The organism is Allobosea sp. UNC402CLCol (assembly GCF_000745475.1).
Taxonomy (GTDB): Bacteria; Pseudomonadota; Alphaproteobacteria; order Rhizobiales; family Beijerinckiaceae; genus Allobosea; species Allobosea spartocytisi.
The window spans coordinates 484,263-508,916 of the sequence record NZ_KN050692.1; the positions used below are offsets into that span (position 1 = coordinate 484,263).

General features: G+C 64.8%; 25 protein-coding genes. 11 read left to right on the top strand and 14 right to left on the bottom strand.

Annotation, left to right across the window (positions count from 1 at the left end; translation table 11 throughout):
* The first annotated feature begins 85 nt into the window (after window positions 1–85).
* Window positions 86–1,909, top strand: a complete 1,824-nt coding sequence (gene phaC / locus GY40_RS24990; protein WP_038368208.1) for a class I poly(R)-hydroxyalkanoic acid synthase — start codon at window positions 86–88, stop codon at window positions 1,907–1,909.
* 583 nt (window positions 1,910–2,492) lie between these two features.
* Here the strand turns inward: phaC and GY40_RS27815 are convergent.
* Window positions 2,493–2,921, bottom strand: coding sequence for a hypothetical protein (locus GY40_RS27815; RefSeq protein ID WP_156116076.1), 429 nt, complete (start codon window positions 2,919–2,921; stop codon window positions 2,493–2,495).
* A gap of 737 nt (window positions 2,922–3,658) precedes the next feature.
* Here GY40_RS27815 and GY40_RS27820 point away from each other — a divergent pair.
* A complete protein-coding gene (locus GY40_RS27820) occupies window positions 3,659–4,096 on the top strand; it encodes a hypothetical protein (protein WP_156116077.1) in 438 nt (145 codons plus the stop codon).
* A 110-nt stretch (window positions 4,097–4,206) separates the two neighbouring features.
* Complete coding sequence (locus GY40_RS27330) at window positions 4,207–4,950, top strand: alpha/beta hydrolase (protein ID WP_081925647.1); 744 nt, start codon at window positions 4,207–4,209, stop codon at window positions 4,948–4,950.
* Window positions 4,951–5,114: 164 nt separating this feature from the next.
* On the opposite strand, the gene GY40_RS25000 is transcribed toward GY40_RS27330, so the two are convergent.
* Entirely contained in the window at window positions 5,115–6,437 is a 1,323-nt protein-coding gene (locus tag GY40_RS25000; protein ID WP_162719956.1) for an OmpP1/FadL family transporter, read from the bottom strand.
* Window positions 6,438–6,862: 425 nt separating this feature from the next.
* On the opposite strand from GY40_RS25000, the gene GY40_RS25005 reads away from it, so the two are divergent.
* On the top strand, window positions 6,863–7,711 hold the full coding sequence (locus GY40_RS25005) for a fumarylacetoacetate hydrolase family protein (RefSeq protein WP_038368214.1): 849 nt from the start codon (window positions 6,863–6,865) through the stop codon (window positions 7,709–7,711).
* Window positions 7,712–7,800: 89 nt separating this feature from the next.
* Here the strand turns inward: GY40_RS25005 and argC are convergent, their stop codons facing one another.
* The 3 genes from argC to GY40_RS25020 form a co-directional block, all read right to left on the bottom strand.
* Entirely contained in the window at window positions 7,801–8,736 is a 936-nt protein-coding gene (gene argC / locus GY40_RS25010) for an N-acetyl-gamma-glutamyl-phosphate reductase (protein ID WP_051988497.1), read from the bottom strand.
* 257 nt (window positions 8,737–8,993) lie between these two features.
* Window positions 8,994–9,473, bottom strand: a complete 480-nt coding sequence (locus tag GY40_RS25015; protein ID WP_038368219.1) for a hypothetical protein — start codon at window positions 9,471–9,473, stop codon at window positions 8,994–8,996.
* 72 nt (window positions 9,474–9,545) lie between these two features.
* On the bottom strand, window positions 9,546–9,824 hold the full coding sequence (locus GY40_RS25020) for a hypothetical protein (RefSeq protein ID WP_038368222.1): 279 nt from the start codon (window positions 9,822–9,824) through the stop codon (window positions 9,546–9,548).
* A 334-nt stretch (window positions 9,825–10,158) separates the two neighbouring features.
* Between GY40_RS25020 and GY40_RS25025 the strand changes: the two genes are divergently transcribed.
* Window positions 10,159–10,428, top strand: a complete 270-nt coding sequence (locus GY40_RS25025) for a hypothetical protein (RefSeq protein WP_038368225.1) — start codon at window positions 10,159–10,161, stop codon at window positions 10,426–10,428.
* A gap of 166 nt (window positions 10,429–10,594) precedes the next feature.
* Here GY40_RS25025 and GY40_RS25030 read toward each other — a convergent pair whose 3' ends face one another.
* From GY40_RS25030 to GY40_RS25050, 5 genes are all read right to left on the bottom strand, one after another.
* A complete protein-coding gene (locus GY40_RS25030) occupies window positions 10,595–11,347 on the bottom strand; it encodes an SDR family oxidoreductase (protein ID WP_038368820.1) in 753 nt (250 codons plus the stop codon).
* Between the two features lie 255 nt (window positions 11,348–11,602).
* Complete coding sequence (locus GY40_RS25035; protein ID WP_081925648.1) at window positions 11,603–12,856, bottom strand: hypothetical protein; 1,254 nt, start codon at window positions 12,854–12,856, stop codon at window positions 11,603–11,605.
* Between the two features lie 493 nt (window positions 12,857–13,349).
* A complete protein-coding gene (gene rpsI / locus GY40_RS25040) occupies window positions 13,350–13,829 on the bottom strand; it encodes a 30S ribosomal protein S9 (RefSeq protein WP_038368228.1) in 480 nt (159 codons plus the stop codon).
* A gap of 2 nt (window positions 13,830–13,831) precedes the next feature.
* A complete protein-coding gene (rplM, locus tag GY40_RS25045) occupies window positions 13,832–14,293 on the bottom strand; it encodes a 50S ribosomal protein L13 (RefSeq protein WP_038368231.1) in 462 nt (153 codons plus the stop codon).
* Window positions 14,294–14,587: 294 nt separating this feature from the next.
* Window positions 14,588–15,004 carry a PaaI family thioesterase gene (locus GY40_RS25050; RefSeq protein ID WP_081925676.1) on the bottom strand — a complete coding sequence of 139 codons (417 nt, stop codon included), beginning with the start codon at window positions 15,002–15,004 and terminating at the stop codon, window positions 14,588–14,590.
* Window positions 15,005–15,106: 102 nt separating this feature from the next.
* On the opposite strand from GY40_RS25050, the gene GY40_RS25055 reads away from it, so the two are divergent.
* Window positions 15,107–15,922: an enoyl-CoA hydratase gene (locus tag GY40_RS25055; protein WP_038368235.1), complete on the top strand. Its 816-nt coding sequence runs from the start codon at window positions 15,107–15,109 to the stop codon at window positions 15,920–15,922.
* 89 nt (window positions 15,923–16,011) lie between these two features.
* On the opposite strand, the gene GY40_RS25060 is transcribed toward GY40_RS25055, so the two are convergent.
* Window positions 16,012–16,440, bottom strand: coding sequence for a hypothetical protein (locus tag GY40_RS25060; protein WP_038368238.1), 429 nt, complete (start codon window positions 16,438–16,440; stop codon window positions 16,012–16,014).
* Window positions 16,441–16,591: 151 nt separating this feature from the next.
* Between GY40_RS25060 and GY40_RS25065 the strand changes: the two genes are divergently transcribed.
* The gene (locus GY40_RS25065) at window positions 16,592–17,122 is read left to right on the top strand and encodes a CoA-binding protein (RefSeq protein ID WP_248311276.1); all 531 of its coding nucleotides are present in this window, start codon (window positions 16,592–16,594) and stop codon (window positions 17,120–17,122) included.
* Between the two features lie 15 nt (window positions 17,123–17,137).
* Here GY40_RS25065 and GY40_RS25070 read toward each other — a convergent pair whose 3' ends face one another.
* On the bottom strand, window positions 17,138–17,740 hold the full coding sequence (locus GY40_RS25070; RefSeq protein ID WP_038368243.1) for a hypothetical protein: 603 nt from the start codon (window positions 17,738–17,740) through the stop codon (window positions 17,138–17,140).
* Between the two features lie 244 nt (window positions 17,741–17,984).
* On the opposite strand from GY40_RS25070, the gene GY40_RS25075 reads away from it, so the two are divergent.
* Together GY40_RS25075 and GY40_RS25080 are read left to right on the top strand one after the other, a co-directional pair.
* Entirely contained in the window at window positions 17,985–19,208 is a 1,224-nt protein-coding gene (locus GY40_RS25075; protein WP_038368245.1) for an FAD-dependent oxidoreductase, read from the top strand.
* Window positions 19,209–19,280: 72 nt separating this feature from the next.
* Entirely contained in the window at window positions 19,281–20,558 is a 1,278-nt protein-coding gene (locus GY40_RS25080) for an O-acetylhomoserine aminocarboxypropyltransferase (RefSeq protein ID WP_038368247.1), read from the top strand.
* Window positions 20,559–20,647: 89 nt separating this feature from the next.
* On the opposite strand, the gene GY40_RS25085 is transcribed toward GY40_RS25080, so the two are convergent.
* Complete coding sequence (locus GY40_RS25085) at window positions 20,648–21,685, bottom strand: COX15/CtaA family protein (RefSeq protein ID WP_038368250.1); 1,038 nt, start codon at window positions 21,683–21,685, stop codon at window positions 20,648–20,650.
* A gap of 235 nt (window positions 21,686–21,920) precedes the next feature.
* On the opposite strand from GY40_RS25085, the gene GY40_RS25090 reads away from it, so the two are divergent.
* Window positions 21,921–22,130, top strand: a complete 210-nt coding sequence (locus GY40_RS25090; protein ID WP_038368252.1) for a DUF2842 domain-containing protein — start codon at window positions 21,921–21,923, stop codon at window positions 22,128–22,130.
* A gap of 14 nt (window positions 22,131–22,144) precedes the next feature.
* On the opposite strand, the gene GY40_RS25095 is transcribed toward GY40_RS25090, so the two are convergent.
* Entirely contained in the window at window positions 22,145–23,197 is a 1,053-nt protein-coding gene (locus GY40_RS25095) for a polysaccharide deacetylase family protein (protein WP_038368254.1), read from the bottom strand.
* A gap of 128 nt (window positions 23,198–23,325) precedes the next feature.
* Here GY40_RS25095 and GY40_RS25100 point away from each other — a divergent pair, with 128 nt between their 5' ends.
* Window positions 23,326–24,522, top strand: coding sequence for a GNAT family N-acetyltransferase (locus tag GY40_RS25100; RefSeq protein ID WP_051988498.1), 1,197 nt, complete (start codon window positions 23,326–23,328; stop codon window positions 24,520–24,522).
* Window positions 24,523–24,654 lie beyond the last annotated feature (132 nt).

Sequence of the window (24,654 nt, forward strand, 5' to 3'; positions counted from 1 at the left end):
TCTTGGTAAAGCACACCGGCCGCGTCCTTAATAGGACCAAAATGGGGAGCGATGCGCTAACCTCAGAACAAGGGGGAAACGATTCATGGGCCGGCAGGGCGACGACCGATCGAAGGAAGCGGCTGGCGCGTCCGGGACGCCGACCCCGGATCTCGATCAGTTCGCGCAGAATATGGGCCGTCTCTTCGAGGAGTACGGCAAGGTCACGGCCGCCTATCTGAAACCGCTCGAACGCGGGCAGGCCAAGACCGGGCAGGCCGACGAAGCCAGCGACATGGTCAAGACGCTGGGGCGGGTCGCCGAGCGCTGGGTGAACGACCCGGCGAAGATCATCGAGGCCCAGGCCTCGCTCACCGGCGAATTCTTCAACCTGTGGAGCGCGGCGCTGAAGCGGGCCGCCGGCGAGGAGGTCGCCCCCGTCGCCGAGCCGGACAAGCGCGACACCCGCTTCAAGGACCCGGACTGGTCGAACCATCCGACCTTCGACTTCATCAAGCAGGCCTATCTCATCGGCTCGCGCTGGGCCGAGACCATGGTCGACAAGGCCGATGATCTCGACCCGCATACGCGCAACAAAGCTCGCTTCTACATCAAGCAGATCGCCAGCGCCCTCTCGCCCACCAATTTCGTCGCGACCAACCCCGAACTGCTGCGCGAAACCCTGGAACAGAACGGCGAGAACCTGGTGCGCGGCATGAAGATGCTCGCCGAGGATGTCGAGGCCGGCGGCGGCGAATTGAAGATCCGCCAGTCGGACGCCCAGTCCTTCGCGGTCGGCGTCAACATCGCGACGACGCCGGGCAAGGTGATCTTCCGCAACGAGATCATGGAGCTGATCCAGTACGCGCCGGCGACGCCGCAGGTGCTGAAGCGGCCGCTGCTGATCGTGCCGCCCTGGATCAACAAGTTCTACATCCTCGACCTCAATGCCGAGAAGAGCTTCATCCGCTGGTGCGTCGCGCAGGGGCTCACGGTCTTCTGCATCTCCTGGGTCAACCCGGATGCGCGCCATGCCGGCAAGGATTTCGAGAGCTATATGCGCGAGGGCATCTTCGCGGCGCTCGACGCCGTCGAGGAGGCGACGGGCGAAAAGAAGGTCTCGGCGATCGGCTATTGCGTCGGCGGCACGCTGCTCGGCGTGACGCTGGCCTATATGGCCGCGATCGGCGACAAGCGCATCGAGAGCGCGACCTTCTTCACCACCCAGGTCGATTTCTCGAAGGCCGGAGAGCTCTCCGTCTTCGTCGACGAGGAGCAGATCCGCGCCATCGAGGAGCAGATGGCGAAGACCGGTTTTCTCGACGGCTCGCGCATGTCGGGCGCGTTCAACATGCTCAGGCCCAACGACCTGATCTGGTCCTACGCCGTCAACAACTACCTGAAGGGCAAGGCGCCCGCCCCCTTCGACCTGCTCTACTGGAATGCGGATTCGACGCGGATGCCGGCGGCGAACCACTCCTTCTATCTGCGCAACTGCTATCTCGACAACAAGCTCTCCCGGGGCGAGATGGTCATCGGCGGCAAGATGCTCGACCTGAAGGCCGTGAAGATCCCGGTCTACAATCTCGCGACGCGCGAGGACCACATCGCGCCTGCCCCTTCCGTCTTCATCGGCTCGCAATGCTTCGGCGGCCCGGTGGAGCACGTCGTCGCAGGCTCCGGCCATATCGCCGGCGTGGTCAACCCACCCGCCAAGGTGAAGTACCAGTACTGGACCGGCGGCCCGGTGAAGGGCTCCTATGAGAGCTGGATGGACAAGGCGCAGGAGCATCCCGGCTCCTGGTGGCCGCATTGGTTCGCCTGGCTGGAAGCGCAGGCGCCGAAGACGATCGCCGCGCGCGAGCCCGGCGGCGGCAAGCTCAAGGCGCTGGCGGACGCGCCGGGGACCTATGTGAAGGTCAAGGTCTAGCCTCCCCTCCTCGGGCTCGCGATGGGAAGCAGGCAGAGGCTCGGCGCAAAGGTCTTCGCCCGCCCGCGTCGCCGCGTTCGGTGGTGGTGAGGGGCAGCGGAGCGCCGCGAGGCGCGGTTGGGTGTAAGGCCGCTTCCATTGAGCCAGGATGCGGCGCGGAGGGATTGAGCCACCCTCCGCATGCCCCGTGGTGCTCCGCTTATCGGCGTTCTTAAGTCTCCGGGCCGCGCTTATATGGCTTTGCGGGTCGGGAAAGGCGAACTCGGACGCCAGTTCCCCTCATCGGGTTGTCGCGTCCTTGCTCGCACCATCCGTTGCCAGCGAGCTCCTCGCACAGGGGCCGTAGTACCCCCAGGGCGGTGCCCCGAAGCCTCCCGGGAGCGGATCGTGACTCCACCCGCAGGCGCCGACCTCATCCCGCCACTGGCATACCTCCGGATGGCTGCCCCTCGGGGATGAGGTGGCCCGAGGATAAGCCGGACGGAAAGCGCGGGGATAAGTCGGGGCTGGTTCGTCTACTTTCGACCCATTGCGGAACTTCGCAGCGAATAGCTACTCACCGAACGCGGCGGTCTAGATCGGTCTATCGGTCAGATGAGCTGCCAACGACCAGCCCAAGCTCGGGCAGGACAAACATTCCGCGTAGACTGCCTGACCATTGATAGAAGCTTCCCGGCCTTTTCAGAGCTTCAGGTATCCCGCGCGGCCAAGCCCACGAATGCTCCCGACCGCAATACAGGTTCAGCGGTAATCCATCCGAAAAGAACGACGTGGGGACAGGCGTCTCCTTCCAATCGCCGTCGAAATAAGAACGGGTCGCTTGATTGGCCGGGTCGTCAATGTCGGTGAAGAAGCCGATGCCTTGAGATTTGATCGCCGCGACAGCCTGATCACTCAAACTAAACGCAAATGCTCCTTGGTGGCTGAGAAAGCGCGAGCAGCTTCCGTTAGCGTAGAACCAGCCCGTTCGAATTTTTTGAGGCACGCTTCCTCTTTGAAGGCTGCGGTTCACCAATGTGTCAACCGCTGACACCCCGGCAACGAGCGCAAGTCCGAGAATCGTCCATTTAGTAAGAGCGCGAGGCAGAACGTCCCCCGACGGATGGAGCTAGTACGTGCAGCTTAGGGGCTTCACCAGCGTCGGCAAACGACCCGTTGCAGACATCACCGACCGCCATCGCTTAATCGATCCGATACGCAAATCGGCTATCCAAGCGCCACGAAATCGCTTGGACCATTGGCCGTGCTTCTCCGTGCCCTGATCGCCATTGGTGCTTCCCTGGTAGTGCTTGGCCTCGCAGAATTCGTTGCAGAGAGGCTATCAGGCGAACGAATCCTCATCCTGATCGGCTACACACTGGCCCTCATCCTGATCCTATTTCCATTGTCATGGGCGGTGAGCCGTGTCGGAAATCGAGGGCCTCGGAGCCTCTTGCGGAGGAGCTTGGCGAAATTCGGATTGACCGCTGTCGCCGTAGCCCTCGCCTATGCCACCGTCCAATTTGCTCCAACTTGGCTTGTTGAAAAGCTGGACCGGCACGGGCATCGCCAGTTGGCCCCCGCACCTGCGGCCGTGCCGAATTTGGCACCATTGCCGGAGTACCCAAGTGGCGAACTAACATTCAGCAAGTGACCGCTTCCGACCCATAGCTGCCATCAAAGCCGGCACCTCACTTGTCCCTTCGTCGAGTTGACTTGTCGGGAGGGTAACCCAAAGTTGCCCCAAGCAAAGATGCTGGGGGGGCTTCCATGCTTAAGGCCGCGATCGCCGCGTTATTCGTCATAACCGCAACGGCTGCTTCCGCGCAGAATTACCCGCGACCCGTCGAGCGCGGTGCGCATTGCAGATGCGCCCGAATGCTTTTTGGGATTCAATCAGTCAACGGATATTGCCACTGGGACAACCGTCTCGCCGACGCCATCAACGACTGCGCCGCGCGGCAAGAGCGGGTGGTGCAAAGCCCGGTGCGAGCGAATGGCGCTGGCAGCATTCCCTATCGTATCGGTCTCGGTCTAGCCGCGCAGCGCGGCATCTACGGCGCCAGCGGCGGCTGCTTCGCTCGGGTCTTCGAGGCCTCCGCTTCTCAGCAGCCTTCCCCCGGTCCTCGAATCCGATACGGCATTCCCGGTCGGGACATGCCGGCATTTTCCCGAGAGCTGCAGCGGCGCTGTGGGATTTTGCAGTAGCGCCGACAAGGAGTCTCGAATGCCGCAGCCCGAACGGCATTACGCGACCCATTGCCAACCTCGAGAATGCCTGCTTCTGGGTTCTTCAGTAAAACATCGGGTAGGCTGACATGCGTTCGACCGCCATTGCGCTTTCGCTCCTATGCATCGCGCAGGCAGCAAATGCGCAATCGGGCCGGCGCCAGATCGATGTCCCCTCGCTGAACGAACCCGTCATCATCGAGAGCTACGAGAGCTGCGACAGACCGTCGTGCCCAGCAGCCTTGATACTGAGCGGAAGCAAAGGCTTCAAAGCCAAAGCTTACAGCGAGATCATCCGGAAATTTAACGCGGCAGACTTAAATGTCTACCTCGTCCACTTCCTTTCGCAGGCTGATATCGACATGATTGCCAAAGCGGAAAACGCCCACGCACGCCTGGCTTACTACGCAAAGCGCTTGCCGGACTGGATTTTCGCCGTTAGAGGAGTGATCGCTCATCTTAAAGCAAAACCCAATCGCGTACCAATCGGCGTCCTTGGCATCTCCCTAGGCGCGCAGGTTGCTTCGGCTGCGTCGGTCGGACGTGATGATATCGGCGCTCTCGTCCTAATCGATGGCGCCCTCCCGAGCGACCATCCTCGGCCCGTCTCTTCGTTGCCGCCTCTCCTTCTCATCTGGGGAAGCGCCGATCAGGTATTCCCCTTGCCGGTCGGTCGCGACATGCAACGGTCGGCACAACGCCTTGGCGGCTTTGCTGCACTCAGTGTCTATGAGAATGGAGCACATGACTTCTTCCTGAAACCAGGAACGAAAAACGCCGATGCGGCGACGAGAGACGCCATCGACTTTTTAAATTCGCGCCTGTCCCGCTGATAATCGGCCCGCAGTATCCACTTCCGGCGTCCGCTTTTAGGTATAGAGCTAACGACCGCTCCCCTCCCATCGCCGACATGCCTGCCACGCGATGAGCTTGTCGCGGCCTCACAGCAAAAAGCCGGCCCGAAGGCCGGCTTTGCAAAGCTCGCGCGTGCGGCTGCTCAGTACTTGCGGACGACCGGATGGACCGGGAGCGTCTGGGCCGGGTCGTCCCAGCGATAGGTCAGGCCGACCGAGGCGATGTTGATGTAGGGCTTGGCATCGCCCGAGAAGAGCACCGCGCTCTGCTGCGGGTGGAAGCCGGTGTAGTTCACCTTGGCCTTCTTCACGTCGATGAAGGTGTAACCGAGGTCGAGCTTCAGCTTCTCCGTGACCTGGTAGCTCAAGCCCGCGGAGAGCCAGAGCCGGTCGTTGTCGGCGATGAAGATCGTGCGGTTGCGGTCGTTGACCGCCGAGAGTTCGTAGCCGACACCGGCCCGCAGCGTCAGCGCGTTGTTGTACTTGTATTCCGCGCCGAGCGAGAAATACCAGGCGTCGTCATACTGGAAGTTCAGGCTGGTGATCGGAACGCTGCCGGTCTTGCTGACGATCGGGATGTTGCGGAAGCGGCTCCAGTTCGTCCACTCGACGCCGGCATGGACCTGCCACTGGTCGTTGATGACCTGCGAGACACCGAACACCACCGAGTCAGGCAGGTTGAGGTTGGCCTTGACCGGGATGACGCCCGCAGTCGGCGCCCGGAAGGTGCCTTCCAGCGTCTGGCGCACTTCCGAGCGGTAGGCCAGACCGATCGTCGTGCCCTGGAGCGGGGTCAGCGTCACACCGAAGCGGTAGCCGAAATCGATCGTGTTGCCTTCGATGATCACCGGTGCGGCGCTCGGGCCGATGCCCCCAGCCTGCTTCAGCGAGGCGTTGAAATACTGGACCTGCAGCGCCGCGCCGATCGCGAGCCAGTCATTGACCTGATAGCCGATCGTCGGCGAGACGTTGATGGTCTGCACCTTGGCGGAGCGGCCATAGATCTGCGCGGCATTGACCTGATGGTCGGGCTTCGAACGCAGGCCGTAGGGCGCGCCGGTGGTCACGCCGATCCACAGCCTGTCGGTGAGCTGCCAGGACGAATAGGAGGCGGGGATGAAGGCGCCGTCGCCGCCGAGATTGCCGGTGCCGTTCTGGATCGGGCTCAGCGGGAAGCCGGGCAGCGCCAGCCGCGTCGAGGTATTGGGGTCGTAGGCGGCGTTGGCGTTGAGATAGGTGAAGTTCCAGTTGCTGTTGCGGCCCGGGAACATGGTGATGGTCGCCGGGTTCCAGGCCATCGCAGCCATGCCGATGCCGCCCGAGGCCGCGCCGGCATAGGCCATGCCGAGGCCTTCGGCGCCCTGGCCGCTGCGGATCGCGAAGGAACTGGCGGAGGCCGCGCCCGCGGCCAGAAGAGCGGTCAGTGAAACCGAAGTGGCAGCGAGAGTGCGAGCAAGGCCCTTCATCGAATCCATCCCGTTTGTCGTTGTCCGAGGCGCTGCGGCCTCCCCTGATTCTGAGCATGACCCGAGCCGCCTGAGGCCGCAATCCCGCCGCGAACACCCCAAAACGGCCGCCTTGCCACCGCATTCGGCAGTGCAATCCGCAAAAAACGCTCAAAAAGGCCATTTTTGAAGGGGGCGAACCGGCTTCCGCCGAAAAAGGATCGTTCACATGCGAACTATTGCGGATTTTTGACGCCTTCGGTCCCCGGGCCCGCCACTGGGGCTCGCCGTAGCGTCATGTCGCTTTGCCCGCTCACGTTGCATTCGGGCAACAATTTTCCGGCCCTTGCGACGCAGGATCGCCATGCGCGATGATGGACTTGTCAGCAAGCGGCGCATTCGGTCAGATCGCGCGCCATTTATATCGTTTGAATTGGGGAAATGCCTTGAAACTCCTTCGTTACGGTGCGCCCGGCCAGGAAAAGCCGGCCCTTCTCGACGCGAAGGGCGGGTTGCGCGACCTGTCCGGCGTCATTCCCGATCTCGCCGGCAAGGCGTTGACCTCGGCCTCGCTGGCCAAGATCAAGGCGCTCTCGCCGGAATCGCTGCCGCTTGTTTCGGGCTCGCCGCGGATCGGCGCCTGCGTCGGCGATGTGCACAACTTCATCGCCGTCGGCCTGAACTTCGCCGACCACGCCGCCGAGACCGGCGCCGAGATCCCGAAGGAGCCGATCCTCTTCAACAAGGCGCCGAACTGCATCGTCGGCCCGAATGACGACGTGATCATCCCGAAGGGCTCGACGAAGACCGACTGGGAGGTCGAGCTGGCGATCATCATCGGCGATGGCGGCTCCTACATCCCGGAAGACAAGGCGATGGCGGCGATCGCGGGCTTCTGCGTCTGCAACGACGTCTCAGAGCGCGCCTTCCAGATCGAGCGCGGCGGCCAGTGGGCCAAGGGCAAGGGCTGCCCGACCTTCGGCCCGCTCGGCCCCTGGCTGGTGACGACGGACGAGGTCAAGGACATCCAGAATCTCGGCATGTGGCTCGAGGTCAATGGCGAGCGCGTCCAGAACGGCTCGACCAAGACGATGATCTTCGGCGCCGCCTATCTCGTCCACTACATCAGCCAGTTCATGCGTCTCGATGCGGGTGACGTCATCACCACCGGCACTCCTCCGGGCGTCGGCCTCGGCTTCAAGCCGCCGCGCTTCCTCAAGGGCGGCGAGGTCGTGACGCTCGGCATCGAGGGCCTCGGCGAGCAGAAGCAGAACTTCGTCGCCTATAAGGGCTGAGCATCCGGCTCCGTGGAAACGGAAAGGGCCGCGCAAGCGGCCCTTTTTTCTTTGGTTCTCTGTCGCGGACTTATCGAAGGCGTCCCGCCTCAGCCCTCGGGCAGGCCGAGCATCAGGCGGATGTTCTGCACCGCCGCGCCCGAGGCACCCTTGCCGAGATTGTCGAGCCGCGCGACCAGCACCGCCTGGCCGAGATCGTCCTGCCCGAACACCCTGAGCTCCAGCTTGTTGGTGTCGTTCAGCGCCTCGGGCTCGATCTTGCCGCCCATGCCATCCTGCCCGAGCACGCTGACATAGGTCGAGCCGGCATAGCGCTCGGCCAGCACATGGTGGAGGTCGCCCACGCTCGGCCGGCCGGGTAAGGTATCGAGATGCAGCGGCACCGAAACCAGCATGCCCTGCCGGAAATTGCCGACTGAAGGCACGAAGATCGGCCGCCGCGTCAGCTTGGCATAGGCCTGCAATTCGGGCAGGTGCTTGTGGCGGAGCCCAAGGCCGTAGAGCTCGAAGGCCGGGGCGACGCCCGTCTCGAACTCCTCGATCATCGCCTTGCCGCCACCGGAATAGCCGGAGACGGCGTTCACCGCGATCGGATGATCATGCGCGATCAACCCGGCATCGACGAGCGGGCGCAGCAGCGCGATGGCGCCGGTTGGATAGCAGCCGGGATTGGCGACGCGGTTGGCGTTGGCGATCTTGCCGGCATGGCCCGGCTCGAGCTCGGCGAAACCGTAGACCCAGCCCGGCGCGATGCGATGGGCCGTCGCGGCATCGACGATCTTGGGCGCGTGGGATCCGAGTTCATCGGCCAGCGCGACCGATTCCTTCGCCGCCTCGTCCGGCAGGCAGAGCACGACGAGATCGACAGCCGCCATCATATCCTTGCGGGCGGCCGGATCCTTGCGCTTGTCCGGGTCGATGCTTTTGACCGCCACTTCCGGAACCGCCGCGAGGCGTTCGCGGATGCCGAGCCCGGTGGTGCCGGCTTCGCCGTCGATGAAGATGGATTTCAGATTGTGGCTCATCGGGACCCCCGGTGGCTGGGCAGGCAAGCTGGCTAAAGGCATAAAAAAACCGCGCTCGATGGCGCGGTCGCGGGCGTTCGGACTTCAGCCGAGCGTCATCGCGGGCGCGCCGGAGCGGCCTGATACGGGCGACGTCGGGTCACATGCGTGATCATGCTCGCGTATATGAGCCACGACGCCCGCCCCGTCAATCGCCGAGGGATGCAGGCAAGCCCATCGCGCTCGGCGCCGACGCATATCGGCGGTCATACAGCCCGTCAGGACGGAGACAGGCAGCGGGCGGTCGTCTTGGCCGCGGATTCGATCAGTCCGCCAGCCAGGAACCTCGCGGGGCGTTCCGCGCCGATGCGGATCTCGATCCCGTTGCTGGCCAGCAGCATCGATCCGAAGACGCGCCTGCCCTCCTCGCCGTCCAGGACGAGGCGCTTGTCTTCTCCACGCCAGCCCTGGCTGATCCACGGCCCGCCATCGATGCGGTAGGCGACCGCGTCAGCTCCCTCGGCCGGCTTCGGCACGAGCACCAGCTTGAGCTGCTTCTCGGCGTTGCAAAGAATCCCGAGCGTCAGATTGCGACCGGGGTCGATCTGGGTGCTCATGTCCAGCTGCTGGCCGGTCTGCGGATTCTGCATCCGTCGGTGCATCCATACGCCGTCAAGCTCGGACTGCGCCGCCGCTCCGAATCCGCAGAAGACCAAGACGGCGACCAAGCCTGCGGCCCTGCCGCGATGGAACCTCATGAAGCATGCTTCCCCGGCCTGACCATGCCGACCGTGCCAGGCGATCGCCGCAGCTGTCCAGCATCCAGCCATTCAGCGACGGGCCGTGAACCAGACATAGAGGCACCAGGGCAGGATCAGCGCGAGGCCGCTGAGAACCAGGCGCAGCATCGTCCAGGCATTCGGATAGCTGAGGGCGCGCCCGTCCAGCTCCGGCACGCTCTGGATGGCGCCGAGCGCGATCGCGGGTGCAAGGAAGACGACCAGGGCCCGGCCGATGCGGCGGCCGCGCGGCAGCTCCTCCCGCGCCAGCATCATCAAGGCGGGGATCGCGATCATCCCGAAGGCGATCAGGGTCAAAAGAACGCGCATGGCAGGCCGGTCAGAACGAGGACGACCGGCTTTAGCACGGTCCGCCATCCACTTCAGCCTCAACGCCCGCCACGGCCGATCAGGCAGCGTCTCAAAGGACCTCTGCGCCGCCCCGATCCATTCGCAGCCGTTCCCCGGAACGCGGCCGCCCGATGTCCATAAGCCTCATTATGATAAGCGAGCACATCATTGTGATCGCCGCCCCCGATTTGCCACGCGGTTTCAAATTAAAGCCACAGGATCGTCTTTTTCCGGAGAGCATCCTGCAACTGTCCCAGCGAGCTCCGCGGGGGCAAATCGCGCTTATCTATCAAGAACATAGTCGGAGGGTACTATGAGCAAGACACTCGCTGCCGCAGCGTTCGGCCTGGCCTTGGCCATCGGGAGCATCGCCATTCATTCGCCAGCTTCGGCCGCCGGCACGGCAAGCGAACGGGCGCAGAACAAGCTCGCGCCGCAACAGCAGCAGGAGCCGCAGGAATACCCGAAATACCATGACCAGGCGACGGATGCGTATTACTCGCCCGGCGTGAAGGCCAATCCCTGCCACTTCACGCAGGCCAATATCGACGGCGTGATGAAGCAGGTGGAAGTCTGCGACTGAAGGCTACCGCACGTCCTCCCGCCATCCGACACCTCCCTTCACGAGAGCGGCGATCGCAACGGCGAGGAGCAGACGCCTAGACTTCCGACGCCGGCCGCACATTGCCGGCGTTCTTTTTTGCGTCGGATGCTGGCAGCGGCCCGACTGAACGCCCCGATGCCTCCGTTCAACGCCCGCCGGAAACCTTCAGGATCACGCCCGTCGTGTAGCGCGACGCCTCCGACAGCAGGAAGAGCACCGCTTCGGCGATCTCCTCGGGCGTCGCGGCGCGCTTCAGCGGAATCAGCGGCGCGATCCGGGCGACGCGGCCGGCCTCGCCCGTCGAGAGCGCGTGGATCTCGGTCTCGGTGATGCCGGGCGCGACAGCGTTCACGCGGATGCCCTGGCCCGCCAGCTCCTTGGCGAGCCCGATGGTGAGGGAATCGACTGCTCCCTTCGAGGCCGCGTACCAGACATATTCGCCGGGCGAACCGAGCTCGGCCGCGACCGAGGAGATGTTGACGATCGCCCTGCCCTTCGCGTCGGCATTGGCGATGAGCGCGCGGGCGGCCTCCCGCGCCACCAGGATGGCGCCGGTGACGTTGATGTCGATGCATTCCCGGATCACCTCGGTGCCGGCGTCGACGAGTGCGCTCGAACGGCCTGTGATGCCCGCGTTGCTGACGACATGGCTGAGCGGGCCGAGCGCGGCTTCGGCCCCGGCGAAGACGCGCAGGATGTCGGCCTCGCGCGCCATGTCGCCCTGGACCGCAACCGCCTTCGCGCCGGCGGCCTCGCAAGCCTTCACGACGGCGTCGGCGGCTCCGGCATTGCTCTGGTAGTTCACCGCGACATCGTAGCCACGCTGCGCCGCCATGATGCAGGTCGCGGCACCGATGCCGCGGCTGCCGCCGGTGACGAGAAGAACGGGGCGGGTCATGGCGGGCTCCATTAAAATCGGCGTTCGTTCACAGCCCTCATCCTGAGGAGCGAGCCGAAGGCTCGTGTCCCGGAAGATGCTCCAGATGGCTCCGGAGCTCGCTGGAGCCTCTTTCGAGACGCCGCCGCACAATTCCTCAGGATGAGGGATAGAGTGAGATGGGAGGACACTAGAAACGAAAAGGGCGGCTCTTGCGAGCCGCCCTTCCGCATATCGGGATGACCGGAAACGATCAGCGCTTGGAGAGCCAGAATCCTACATTTCCAAATGGCGCGTGACGCGTTCGAGCCAGATCTCGTGCCAGAAGATCAGTTCGTTCTGGGGGCATAGCCCGAGATATTCTCCCGTCGCGGCCACGCCCGCCAGGACAATGCAAGCACTGCCCATCGACAGCATTTTCCCGCTGGCCTCGTCGACAATGGTTCGCACCACCGACGCGACGCGAAACTCCCCGCCGCAAAACCGATGCATTTCGCGATCGAACCACAGCCCGCGATTTTTCGACACGTGATTCAAGGTTTCTTCGATCTGCCGTCGCGTCTTCACGCGCACGATCTCTCCCGGCTGGAGATCGAGCACTTCCTTTGGACTGGTCTTGCGGTCTGTCGGCTCGCGGTAGGGCGCCTCGGCACCGCGGAGTTTGCGCTGCACGGTGTTGAACAGCGCGAGCGCGACGGCCACGATGAAGGGGCCGAGCCGGACATTGCCCGAACGCAGTTCACGCCAGTAGTGCCTCGGGTCGCGCCAGCTCATTCGTGTCGTGGCGGCCGGCAGCTCGGTCATCTGGCAAGCATACCGCTCCTCGCCATCGGCCGATCTGGCCTTCGTGTAGCTGTTCAGCCACAACGCGTCGGCCGCTTCCGGTGCAGGCAAATCCGCCTCGGCGCTGTCGCTCGGGACGAGCCAAGCCTCTTTCCAGATGAGTTGACAACCGGCCTGGCAGCCGCCGTGTCCTGCGCCATCGCACCGCAATTCATCCAATAGCACCGCATCCTGCAAACGCCGCAGATGAGGTGCCGTGGCGCCGTAATAATGGTGGATCTTCTCGACTCGTCGAAAGACGCGGAGACGTTTTCCGCAGTGGCCGATCATCTCGGGCATGAACGGCAGACCGTCCAACCGGCCTTCGTCATCGAGTGTCGCCGCGATTTCCGCGAAGGGCCGGACCTTGACCCACTCGCCCGGCCAGAGCCGCAAGCGTGCCGGCGAGCCCGGAAGCAGGCTTAGCAGCTTCCGTCGCAGGTGAACGAAAGCACCGGCGGCGCATTCGCGCGGACGCTTGGAGTAGTAGGGTTGGCCGCGCAGTTCCATCGCGTCACGGGACAGACCGATGATCCCGCCAAACGCGACGAGACCGGCGATGGCTGCGGCCGCCAAACAAAACGCGAAGAACAGGATCGTGACGAGCCAGGGAACAGCGAAAGCCGCAATTCCCGTCAGTATCGCGAGAACGCAGAAGGTCGATGCGGCGACAGTCGTCCTTTGATAACTGCTCCGATTGTTCGACATCCGGCTGGCGCCCCCGTCACAAACTCATTTGAAATTTCACTTTTGAGATCAATCGTGCATCTATACTTAATTCACCACCGACATAAATGGATCACGACAAATTACTGAAATTTCAACCTATTATATTCCGTAACTGACTGCAAGCTTCTGCCTTATAGAAACCCGATTTGGATTGTCCCTTCCTGCCTGCGAAAGCTGAATCACCTGTAAAATTCGGTCGGACTTGCTGCCCGTCTTTCCCAAGGTTATTCCATCTTTCCTTCCCGCAAATCCTCGGTCGTATTGACGCGCCCGACTGAATTCCAGTCAGCGGCAAGCCTGCCCCATCGCACAGGAGAGGGACCGTGCGGCGCAGCCGTTTCCGTGCGGGAGATGTCGAAAACCGAGGCCGGACCCCCTGCCCCGTCCGGGCGTCAGCGAGCCCGCGCGAACAAAAAAGAGGGCTGGCATTTCTGCCAGCCCTCTGAATTTGAAACTCTTTTGAAGAGTGTAATCAGCGCTTCGAGAACTGGAAGCTGCGGCGGGCCTTGGCCTTACCGAACTTCTTACGCTCGACGACACGCGAGTCGCGGGTCAGGAAGCCTTCCTTCTTGAGCGGGCCGCGAAGCTCCGGCTCATAGAAGGTCAGCGCCTTCGAGATGCCGTGACGCACCGCGCCGGCCTGGCCGGAAAGGCCACCGCCCTTGACCGAGACGACGACGTCATACTGCGTCACGCGATCGACGAGCTGCAGCGGCTGCTTGAGCACGAGGCGCAGCACCGGACGGGCGAAATAGATCTCCTGATCGCGGCCATTGACCGTGACCTTGCCGGAGCCGGGCTTGATCCAGACGCGGGCGATGGCGTTCTTGCGCTTGCCGGTGGCATAGGCGCGGCCCTGCGCATCGACCTTCTTGACGTGGACCGGAGCTTCCGGCTGGGCGGGCTTGGCGACGTCGCCAAGCTGGGAGAGGGACTGAAGAACCTCGGCCATGGTCAGACCCTCTTGTTCTTGCTGTTGAGCGCGGCGACGTCCAGCGCCTCCGGCGACTGGGCGGCGTGCGGATGCTCGGCGCCCTTGTAGACGCGCAGATTGCCGAGGATCTGGCGGAAGAGCGGGCCGCGCGGCAGCATGCGCTCGACGGCCTTCTCGACGATCCGCTCAGGGAAGCGACCTTCGAGAATGAACTTGGCAGAGCGCTCCTTGATACCACCCGGGAAACCGGTGTGGTGGTAGTAGTTCTTCTGCTCGCGCTTGCGGCCGGTCAGGGAGACCTTCTCGGCATTGATGATGATGACATTGTCGCCGCAGTCGACATGGGGGGTGTAGGCGGCCTTGTGCTTGCCGCGCAGACGCATCGCCACCACGGAGGCGAGACGGCCGACGACGAGCCCGGAGGCGTCGATCACAACCCACTTCTTTTCGACATCGGCGGGCTTGAGCGAGACGGTCTTCATCGCGGCACCCTTCGGTTGCGTTAAAAAGGACAAGCCGCCGGAGAGCCCGGCGGCGGTGTGGGTGTGGCAATAGGGGCGGGAAAGCCGGCTGTCAAGCGCTCGACGCGGCGCTCGAACGAGGAAAACGTCTATTTTTCAGATACCTGAGAAAATCGGTATTATGATACCGTATCTCTGCCTGCCATCATGCCCGGGCTTGACCCGAGCATCTCCGGCCGAGAAGGCGCCCCACCCGTCACGAGATTCTCGGGTCTGCGCTTCGCTTCGCCCGAGAATGACGCTGCCAGCCCCTTCTCAACGCGCCGCCGGAATCGAATAGGTCCCCGTGGCGTGGCAGACCATCTCGGCCTCACCCTGCGAATAGAGGCCGACCTCGCCCACCGCCAGCCGCTTGCCCAGCTTCAGGAGCTTCGCCTCGCCGATCAGCGCCGCCTGCCCCGGCTTGCGCAGGAAGTTGAAATTGAGGCTCGTCGTCACCGCCAGCGCCACCGGGCCGATCTGGCCGAGGATCGCGGCATAGAGCGCGAGATCGGCGAGCGCCATCATCGTCGGGCCGGAGATGGTGCCGCCGGGGCGCAGATGGCGCTCGTGATAATCGCAGCGCATCCGGGCCGTCATCGGCCCGATCTCCTCGACGAAATAAGTGCGCCCGCCATGGTGAAGCTGCGGAAAGACCTCGTCGAGATAGGCTTCGATCTCGGAGGCGGTCATGCGAGGCGTCATGCGGAAAACCACGGGCTGAGGCGGGTCTTATCCCCTTGCAGCATGGCCGATGCGCTCCGACAATAGGCGCAAATGCGGAAAGGGAGCGCCATGAACGCCCACCACAAGCCGGACAGCGCCGCCGTCCTGCTGCGCGAAGACGCCAAGGGCATCGCGACCCTGACCCTGAACCGTCCGCAGGCGCGCAATCCGCTGAGCGAGGCGATGCTGGCCGCCCTGAGCGAGGCCTTCACCGCCATCGCCGCCGACCGCTCGGTCAAGGTGATCGTCCTCGCGGCCGCCGGGCCGGTGTTCAGCGCCGGCCACGACCTCAAGGAAATGACGGCCCATCGCGCCGATGCCGACCGTGGCCGGGCCTATTTCACGGACATCCTCGGGCGCTGCTCGGCCATGATGCAGCAGATCACCGCCCTGCCCCAGCCGGTCATCGCGGCTGTCGAGGGCACCGCGACGGCCGCCGGCTGCCAGCTCGTCGCGAGCTGCGACCTTGCGGTCGCGGGCAGCGAGGCGCGCTTCTGCACGCCGGGCGTCCATATCGGGCTGTTCTGCTCGACGCCGATGGTGGCGCTCTCGCGCAACCTTTCGGCCAAGCACGCGCTGGAGATGCTGCTGCTCGGCGAGATGGTGCCCGCCAGCGAGGCGGCCCGCATGGGCCTCGTCAACCGCGTCGTACCGGCCGGCGAGGCGCTGGCGGAAGCAGGCCGGCTCGCGGCGGTGATCGCCTCGAAATCGCCCGCGACGGTCAAGATCGGCAAGCGCGCCTTCTACGAGCAGCGCGAGATGGGTCTCAAGGCGGCCTATGATCACGCCTCGGCCGTGATGGTCGAGAACATGCTGGCGCGCGACGCGGAGGAAGGCATCGGCGCCTTCATGGAGAAGCGGGCGCCGCTATGGGAGCAATCCTGAACCTGCCGAGGCACGCCGCTGGACCGGAAAGGGGCATCGCGACGGTTCCCGACCGACCGCGATGCCGAGTGTGTCCGCGCAAGGCGCGCTCAGAAGATCATAAACGGCTGCCGCACCTCTTCCGCCGGCATGGCCCGCTCCTCGCCTTCCAGCTCAGGCGTGGCCGGGAGTTGCAGCACCGTGAGGCGCTGCCCTTCCACGAGATTCGTGACCTTCAGGATCTCGCCGCTCGGCAGCTCGAGCGCATCGTGGTGGAGATGCGGCTTGTCGAGATCGACCTGACGGAAGCGCGCGACCCTGGCCGCGATCTTCCGGCTGGGCAGCAATCCCAGGCCACGATCGCATTCGATATCGGCGTGGAAGGCGAGCTCGGTCCCCGGCATGACGCAGACGGCGACCTCGGGATGCCCGACGGCGCAGAAGCCGCGGGTGCTCGCATTCGGGAAGCTGGTCGAGACCAGTTCGTCGCCGACCTTGGCGGGAGTGGACATCACATGATGCAGGCTGTAGTCGCACATGGCAGGCACTCCTTTCTTCGCAGCAGGCTGGCCGGGCCTATCCCGTGCCGTTGCCAGTAAAGCATGAAAGCATGGCGAGGCTGTGATGACTCCGTCTTCACCCGCAGAACCAACAAACTGATATCGTTATGCTTTCTTGGGGTGCCGCACGTTGAACCACGATTCCTATGACGATGCGCTCATCCGCCGCATCCTGCGCGAAACGAAGCGGATCGCGCTGGTCGGTGCCTCGGCCAACGAGGCGCGGCCGAGCTGGATCGTCACCAAGTACCTGCTCGCACGCGGCTACGACGTCGTGCCGATCAATCCGGGGCTCGCCGGCCAGACCATTCTCGGCAAGACGGTCTATGCCGCGCTCAAGGACGTTCCCGGCCCGATCGACATGGTCGAGATCTTCCGCAACTCGGAAGCGGCCGGCCCGATCACCGACGAGGCGCTGGCGCTCGACCCGCTGCCGAAGGTGATCTGGATGCAGCTTTCCGTGCGCAATGACGAGGCCGCCGAGCGGGCGGAGGCGAAGGGCGTTACCGTCATCATGAACCGCTGCCCCAAGATCGAATATGGCCGGCTTTCCGGAGAGATCGGCTGGCAGGGCATCAATTCGCGCATCTTGTCATCGAAGAAGCCGGCCCTGGCCGGCAAGGGCTTCCAGAAGCTCACGATCGACCGGCCGGGGACATAAGCGTCCAGCGCGGCTTCAAGGGGCGGACAGGCTCGTGGCGATGCGAAGCGCCAACGCCGTCTGTCCGTTTGGCCGGTAGAAGGTATTGAACGAGGCCTTGTCCATCAGTTCGGCGGCGCGAGGCGTTCCCATCTCGGCATAAAAGGCTCGGGCGCGATCGCTCCCCTTCTCGCTGAATGTGTGGCCTTCGACTCGCCCGCCATCGCGATGAACCGGGTGGAAGCCGAGCCCGTTGCGGGCGCTCATTCCCTCTGCAACATGGTCGCCATTGACGTAGTGGCGTGTGACGCCCGCGACGAAGACGAAGGTGCAGGCGCTCGAGCAGGCTGCGGCATCGGCATCGACGACGGTAGCGATGCCGGCCTTGCGGACCATTCGGGCGATCGCGAAGGCCGGAGCGACCTTCCCGCCGCCACTCGACAAATAGAGCACGCGGATCGGCTGCGGCCGCGGCTTTTCGAGAAACGCCTTGAACGCCGCGTCGTCACCCATGACGAACGGACCGGTCAGCGTCGCCACAGCACCCTTGTCGGAGAGCCAGACGGCCCGAGCCGGGCTGGCAAGCCCGACGAAGCTCGCAGCAAAGCCTGCCAGCACCAGCCCATATCGCGCAGCCATCGTCTGCCCCCCATGCCGTGACGGAACACTCCGCTGGGGCGCTGTGGCTGTCAATTCCAGATCATCGGCCTGAATATCCTATTGATCCGATGACCTAATCCTTTGATTTCGCATCGGCTTTTCCGGGAACCGCGCTCCACTTTCGGACCGACGCTCTAGAAGGAGCGGCTGCACGGCTGTGTCGCCATCGCTGTCGAGCTAAGCTGGTGCGATCAAGACACCGGCCGATGCGTGAGGACAGACCATGCGCGAGCTCGCCACGACCTGCTGCATCGCCGGCGGCGGACCGGCGGGGATGATGCTCGGCTTCCTGCTGGCGCGGGCCGGGGTCGATGTGACCGTGCTGGAAAAGCACGCCGACTTCCTGCGCGATTTCCGCGGCGACACCATCCATCCCTCGACGATGCAATTGATGCAGGAACTCGGCCTGCTCGAGGATTTCCTGAAGCTGCCGCATACCGAGGAACGCAGCATCGTCGCCCGTTTCGGCGACAAGGACGTGCCGATCGCGGATTTCAGCCATCTGCCGGTGGCCGCGCCTTATATCGCCTTCATGCCGCAATGGGACTTCCTCGATTTCCTGGCGGATCGCGGCCGTGCCTTGCCGCATTTCAAGCTGCTGATGCGAGCGAAGGCGACCGGGCTGATCCGCTCGGGCGGTCGCGTCGCCGCCGTCACGGCCGAGACGGCCGAGGGCGAGGCGACGATCTGGGCCGATCTCGTCGTCGCGGCGGATGGGCGCCATTCCGATCTCCGTCAGGCCGGGGGCTTCACGGTGCGCGAGATCGGCGCGCCGATGGACGTGCTCTGGTTCCGGCTGTCGCGGCGCGAGAGCGACGCGGGCCAGACCTTCGGGCAGGTCGGGCGCGGGCGCTTTGCCGTGATGCTGAACCGCGGCGACTACTGGCAATGCGCCTATGTCATCCCGAAGGGCACGCTGGAAAAGCTCCACGCCGCCGGCCTCGGCGCCTTCAGGGCCGGCCTCGCCGAATTGTTGCCGATCGTCGCCGACCGCGCTGAGGAAATCGCAGGCTGGGACGACCTCAAGCTGCTCTCGGTCGCGGTCGACCGGCTCGAACGCTGGTGGCAGCCGGGCCTCATCTGCATCGGCGATGCGGCGCATGCGATGTCGCCGATCGGCGGCGTCGGCGTGAACCTCGCCATCCAGGACGCTGTCGCGGCCGCCAACCGGCTCGCCGGGCCGCTGCGCGATCGGAGCGTCCGCAGTGAGGATCTCGCTGCAGTGCAGGAGCGCCGGAACTTCCCGACCAAGGCGACGCAGGCCCTGCAGGTCGCGATCCAGAACCGCGTGATCACGCCGATCCTCGCCGGCAGCGGCCCGGTGAAGCCGCCCCTCCTGCTCGAGCTGCTGCGCTGGTTCCCCCTGCTGCGGCGCATCCCTGCCCGTCTGGTCGGCATGGGCTTCCGGCCGGAGCATATCGGGCCGGAGCTCGCGCCGCGCGGCTGAATTGACGCTGTCACAGGCGTTCGTTAAACCGAACGCATTGTCTTGCATTCAGAAGATTTCAGGGAGCACGCCATGACCGACCGGATGCCCGGCTTCAATACGCTCGCAATCCATGCCGGGGCGGCACCCGATGCAGCGACGGGCGCGCGCGCGACCCCGATCTACCAGACGACCTCCTTCGTCTTCGACGATGTCGACCATGCCGCCTCGCTGTTCGGTCTGCAGGCCTTCGGCAACATCTACACCCGCATCGGCAACCCGACGAACGCCGTGCTGGAAGAGCGCGTCGCGGCGCTGGAAGGCGGCACCGCCGCGCTTGCCGTCGCCTCCGGCCACGCGGCCGAGTTCCTGAGCTTCCATGCCCTGCTGCAGCCGGGTGACGAGTTCGTCGCGGCCCGGAAGCTCTATGGCGGCTCGATCAACCAGTTCAACCACTCCTATAAGAGCTTCGGCTGGAACGTAATCTGGGCCGATTCCGACGATATCGACAGCTTCGCCAAGGCGGTGACGCCGAAGACCAAGGCGATCTTCATCGAATCCATCGCCAATCCGGGTGGCGTCGTCGTCGACATCGCCGCGATCAGCGCCATCGCGAAGAAGCACAACATCCCGCTCATCGTCGACAACACCATGGCGACGCCCTATCTGCTGCGGCCCTTCGAGCATGGTGCCGACATCGTCGTGCATTCGGCGACCAAGTTCCTCGGCGGCCATGGCAACTCGATCGGCGGGCTGATCGTCGATGGCGGCTCGTTCAACTGGGTCGGCGACGACCGCTATCCGATGCTCTCCAAGCCCCGGCCGGAATATAACGGCATGGTGCTGGGCGAGACCTTCGGCAATTTCGCCTTCGCCATCGCGACGCGCGTGCTCGGCCTGCGCGACCTCGGCCCCGCGCTCTCGCCCTTCAACGCCTTCATGCTACTGACCGGCATCGAGACCTTGCCCTTGCGCATGCAGAGGCATTGCGAGAGCACGCAGAAGGTCGCAGAGCATCTCGCCAAGCACCCGGCCGTCGAATGGGTGAGCTATCCCGGCCTGCCCGGCGACAAGTATCACGAGCTCGCCAAGCGCTATGTGCCGAAGGGCGCGGGCGCGGTCTTCACCTTCGGGCTCAAGGGCGGCTACGACGCCGGCGTGAAGCTGGTCTCGAACCTCAAGCTGTTCTCGCATCTCGCCAATATCGGCGACACGCGCTCGCTGGTGATCCACCCGGCCTCGACCACCCATCGCCAGTTGACGGACGAGCAGAAGGTCGCCTCGGGCGCCGGCCCGCAGGTGGTGCGGCTCTCGATCGGCCTCGAGGATGTCGAAGACCTGATCGCGGATCTGGATCAGGCTCTGATCTGAGCAAAGCCGTCATTCTGACGAAAAGGGCGCTGGAAACGGCGCCCTTTTTGTTTGAGCGATGCTAGGGTCAGGCCCGAGCATAACGTGCCTCATGCCCGCGAGGCCTGCCCTGTGCGCGTGACATGCACCACCGCCATCGCGAGCACGGCGAAGGCGAGCGCCTGATGGGCGAGCCCGGCCCAGAGCGGCACGACCAAAAGCAATGTCGCGACGCCGAGCGCGGCCTGGGCCGTGACCATGCCGGCAATCGCCGTCGCCCGCTTGGCCGCGCTCGATTGCGGCGCCTTCCGCTTCAACCACCAGAGCTGCCAGAGCGCGAAGGCGAACAGCACATAGGCGCCCAGGCGGTGGTTGAACTGCACCAGCGCGACATTGTCGACGAAGTTTTCCCAGAAGGGCTGCTGCGCGAAGAGCAGCGAGCCCGGCGGCACCACCGCCCCATCCATCAACGGCCAGGTATTGAAGGTGAAGCCGGCTTTCGAGCCCGCCACCAGCCCGCCGAGCGCAATCTGGACGAAGGTCAGCAGCAGCAGGAGCCAGGCCATGGCGGCGCTTCCGGCCGTCTCGGGCCGGCGCAGCGGCGTCAGCCAGGTGGCGAAGGCGACGACCGAGGCGAAGAACAGGCCGGCGAAGGTCAGGTGCAGCGTCAGCTTTACCGGCGCGACGGCGACCATGCCGGGCTGGAGCCCCGAGGCCACCATGATCCAGCCGATCGCGCCCTGCAGGCCGAGCAGCAGCCCCATGCCGAACAGGATTGCGATCTGACGCCCCGGCAGGAGGCGGCGCAGCGCCACGACGAGGAAGCCGGCGAGGAAGACGAGCCCGATGAAGCGGCCGAGCTGGCGATGGCCCCATTCCCACCAGTAGATGAACTGGAATTCGCCGAGGCTCATGCCGTTGTTGAGGATCTGGTATTGCGGGCTCGCCTGGTATTTGGCGAACTCCTCGGCCCAGGCCTGCGTGGAAAGCGGCGGCAGCGCACCGGTGATCGGCTTCCATTCGGTGATCGAGAGGCCGGAACCGGTCAGCCGGGTCGCGCCACCGACGACGACCATCAGGAAGACGAGCCCCGCCACCACCCAGAGCCAGCGGCGGATGCCGGCATGGTTCGCAGCCAGGGCCGACATGGCGGTCTGTTTCACGGCGAGGGTCACGGAACGGCCTTAGGGTGCGGGATCGAGGATGGAGCGCTTCACAAGCACGGTCGGCGGTGACATAGCGCGAGCGAAGCAAATTCTGGTCGCAAAAGGGGTGCCCACTTTTGCGGAACATGCTTTAGACCCGTCGCGAAAAGGCGACAATGCCCGCATTGCCGCAGGAGCGGCCAACCCGAAACGCCGAACCCCGGCGACAGAGAGCCCGATGAGACAACGCACGCGCAAGCTGGTCGGAACCGTGGTGATCCTGGTCTTCGTCTGCGTCTACGCGCTCGTCGCGATGGCGCTGGCGCAGGGGCGGATCACCGAGGCGCCGAAGCTGGTGCAGACATTCGCCTATATCGCGCTCGGCCTCGCCTGGGTGCTGCCGCTGCTGCCGCTGATCAAATGGATGGAGCGGCGGGACGAGGTTTGAGCGCGACCAGGCTGTTACCCGATAGCGAGCCGCCGCCCCCGGTTCCGCAGCCAGAACGGCAATCCCGAGAGCAGCGCCCGCAGCGCCGCCTCGTTCTGGTGCAGCCCGTTGAGCGAGACGCGCGGCAGGGCGTGGAGATGGTTCACATGTTCCGGGAAGAGATGGCCGGGTCGCGTCGTGACGGCGCTGGCAAAACCGGCCTCTTTCGCCAAGCCGAACTCCCGTAGCCCGGCCGAACCGGGATCACCCACGGGATAGGCGAAATGGCGGATGGGCAGGCCGAACTCCGCTTCGAGCCGTGCCTTGCTCGCAACGATCTCGCGGTGCGCCGTCTCCGCATCGTGCTTCGCCAGCATCGGATGCGTCAGCGTATGGGCGCCGATCGTGACGCCCGGCGCGCCCGAGAGCGCCCGCAGCGTTTCCCAGGGCAGGCATTCGCGCTCGAGTAGCGCGGCGGCATCGATGCCGGCCTGCCCGGCCAGATCGGAAATCGCTGACAGCAGAATCGCTTCCGGCCCCTTGCGCAGACGCCAGTAGAGCTTGGCGAAGGCCCGGTTCTTTTCCGCATCGGTTTCCGTGCGGGCGGTGAAGCGCCCCTCCGGCAGCGCGAGATCGAGGCGCGGCAGGGCGCGGATCGCCTCCTCCAGCTCCAGCCACCAGAGCCGCGCTGTGCGGTCGGCGAAGCCCGGCGTGACGAAGAGCGTCCAGGGCGCGCCGTGCCTGGCGAGCACCGGCCAGGCATGCTCGACATTGTCGCGATAGCCGTCGTCGAAGGTCAGCGCCACGAAGAAGCGGCCCTGCTTCGGGCTCTGGAGCCGGGCGACGGCCTCGTCGAGCGAGACGAGCTCGTAGCCCTCGGCGCGAACCAGGCCGAGCGTGGCGTCGAGGAATTCGGGCGTGATCTCCAGCAATGCGTTGGGCGTAAAGCCGTGCGGCACAGCCGGGCGGACATGGTGGAGCGTCAGGATCACGCCCCTGCCCTGAGCAAAGCCCCTGCCCCAGCGGTCGGCGCCGACCGCCACCATCATCCTGAATGCGGCCGCGATGGCCCTGTGACGCCCGTTCATCGCCTGTCCATGCAACCGCCCGCTAACGCTATCGCGCGATCGCGCCGCGAAGAAACCGATCTTGACCGATCCGTTCACAATGCCGGGTTAAGGAGGCATCGTCCTGTCCTGCTCGCGAGGCACGGAGCGTGTCGGTTCCTGTCCATTCCCCGGAAGCCCGCCCCTGGGCATCGATCACGATCGCGACCGATCTCGCCGGGATCGCGGCCGAATGGCGCGCCTTCGAGGCGCGGGCGCTGGTCACGCCCTATCAGGCTTATGGCTGGGTCCGGCCCTTCGTCGAAACGGTCGGCGCGGCGCATGGCATGGACTGCCGCTTCGCCCTGCTGCGAGACGCGACGGGGGCGCTGTGCGCGCTGCTGCCCCTCGTCCTGACCCGGCGCAGCGGCATCCGCTTCGCCGAGTTCATCGGCGGCAAGCACGCCAACTACCATATGGGCCTCTATGACCCGGCTTTCGCCGCCGGGCTGGATAGCGGAACGGCAAGGCTCATGCTTGTCGAGGTCGCTCGGGCCATCGGCGGGCTCGATGCGCTGATCTTCGTGAACCAGCCGCCACGGTGGCAAGACATCGCCAACCCGGCTGCGCTGCTCGCGGCCGCGCCGAGCCCGAGCCGAGCCTACAAGCTCGCCCTGATCGCCGGCGACGGCGAGGCCACGCTGAGGCGCTCGATGAGCAGCCACGCCCGCAAGAAGCTCAAGAACAAGCGCAGCCGCTTCGCCGATTTCGGGCCCAGCTCAATGACGCTGGCCCGGACGCCGGCCGAGATCGAGCGGGTGATCGACGCCTTCCTGCAGCAGAAGGCAGAGCGTTTCCGCAGCATGGGCGTGCCCGACCCCTTCGCGGAACCGGCGATGCACGCTTTTCTGGCGCGGGCGGCGGCGGGCGACGGCGACGCGACGCCGACCATCGAGCTTTACTCACTCGATCTGAACGGCCGTTCCGTCGCGACCTATGTCGGCGCGGTTCAGGGAGGCCGCTTCTCCGGCATGGCAACCTCCTTCGACATGGCGAGCGAGACCATCAAGACCAGCCCCGGTGAGCTCCTGCTGGCCGATCTGATCCGGCTGAAATGCGACCAGGGATACGCAGCCTTCGACCTCGGCATCGGCGAGGCGCGCTACAAGACGACCTTCTGCGACGACCATGACGATCTCGTCGACAGCTTCCTGCCGCTGACACTGAAGGGGCGCCTGTTCGTACCGGTCGCGCAGGCGAAGCGGGAGCTGAAGCGGCGCATCAAGAATTCGCCCGTCGCGCTCAAGCTGGCGCAACGCGCCTCCGGCTGGCTGCGCCGACCGAAGGCGGGAGCCGTGGCGGATTAGGGCCGATCGACATCCAGGATTCGCTTCAATCGAATGAAGCACCTCCGTCGCTTTGCTGCGCACTTTGACCGAAGAACCCTTCACTTCAAAGGCTTCGTCTATCTTATAGCCCCGATGCTCCGGCTCTCATGA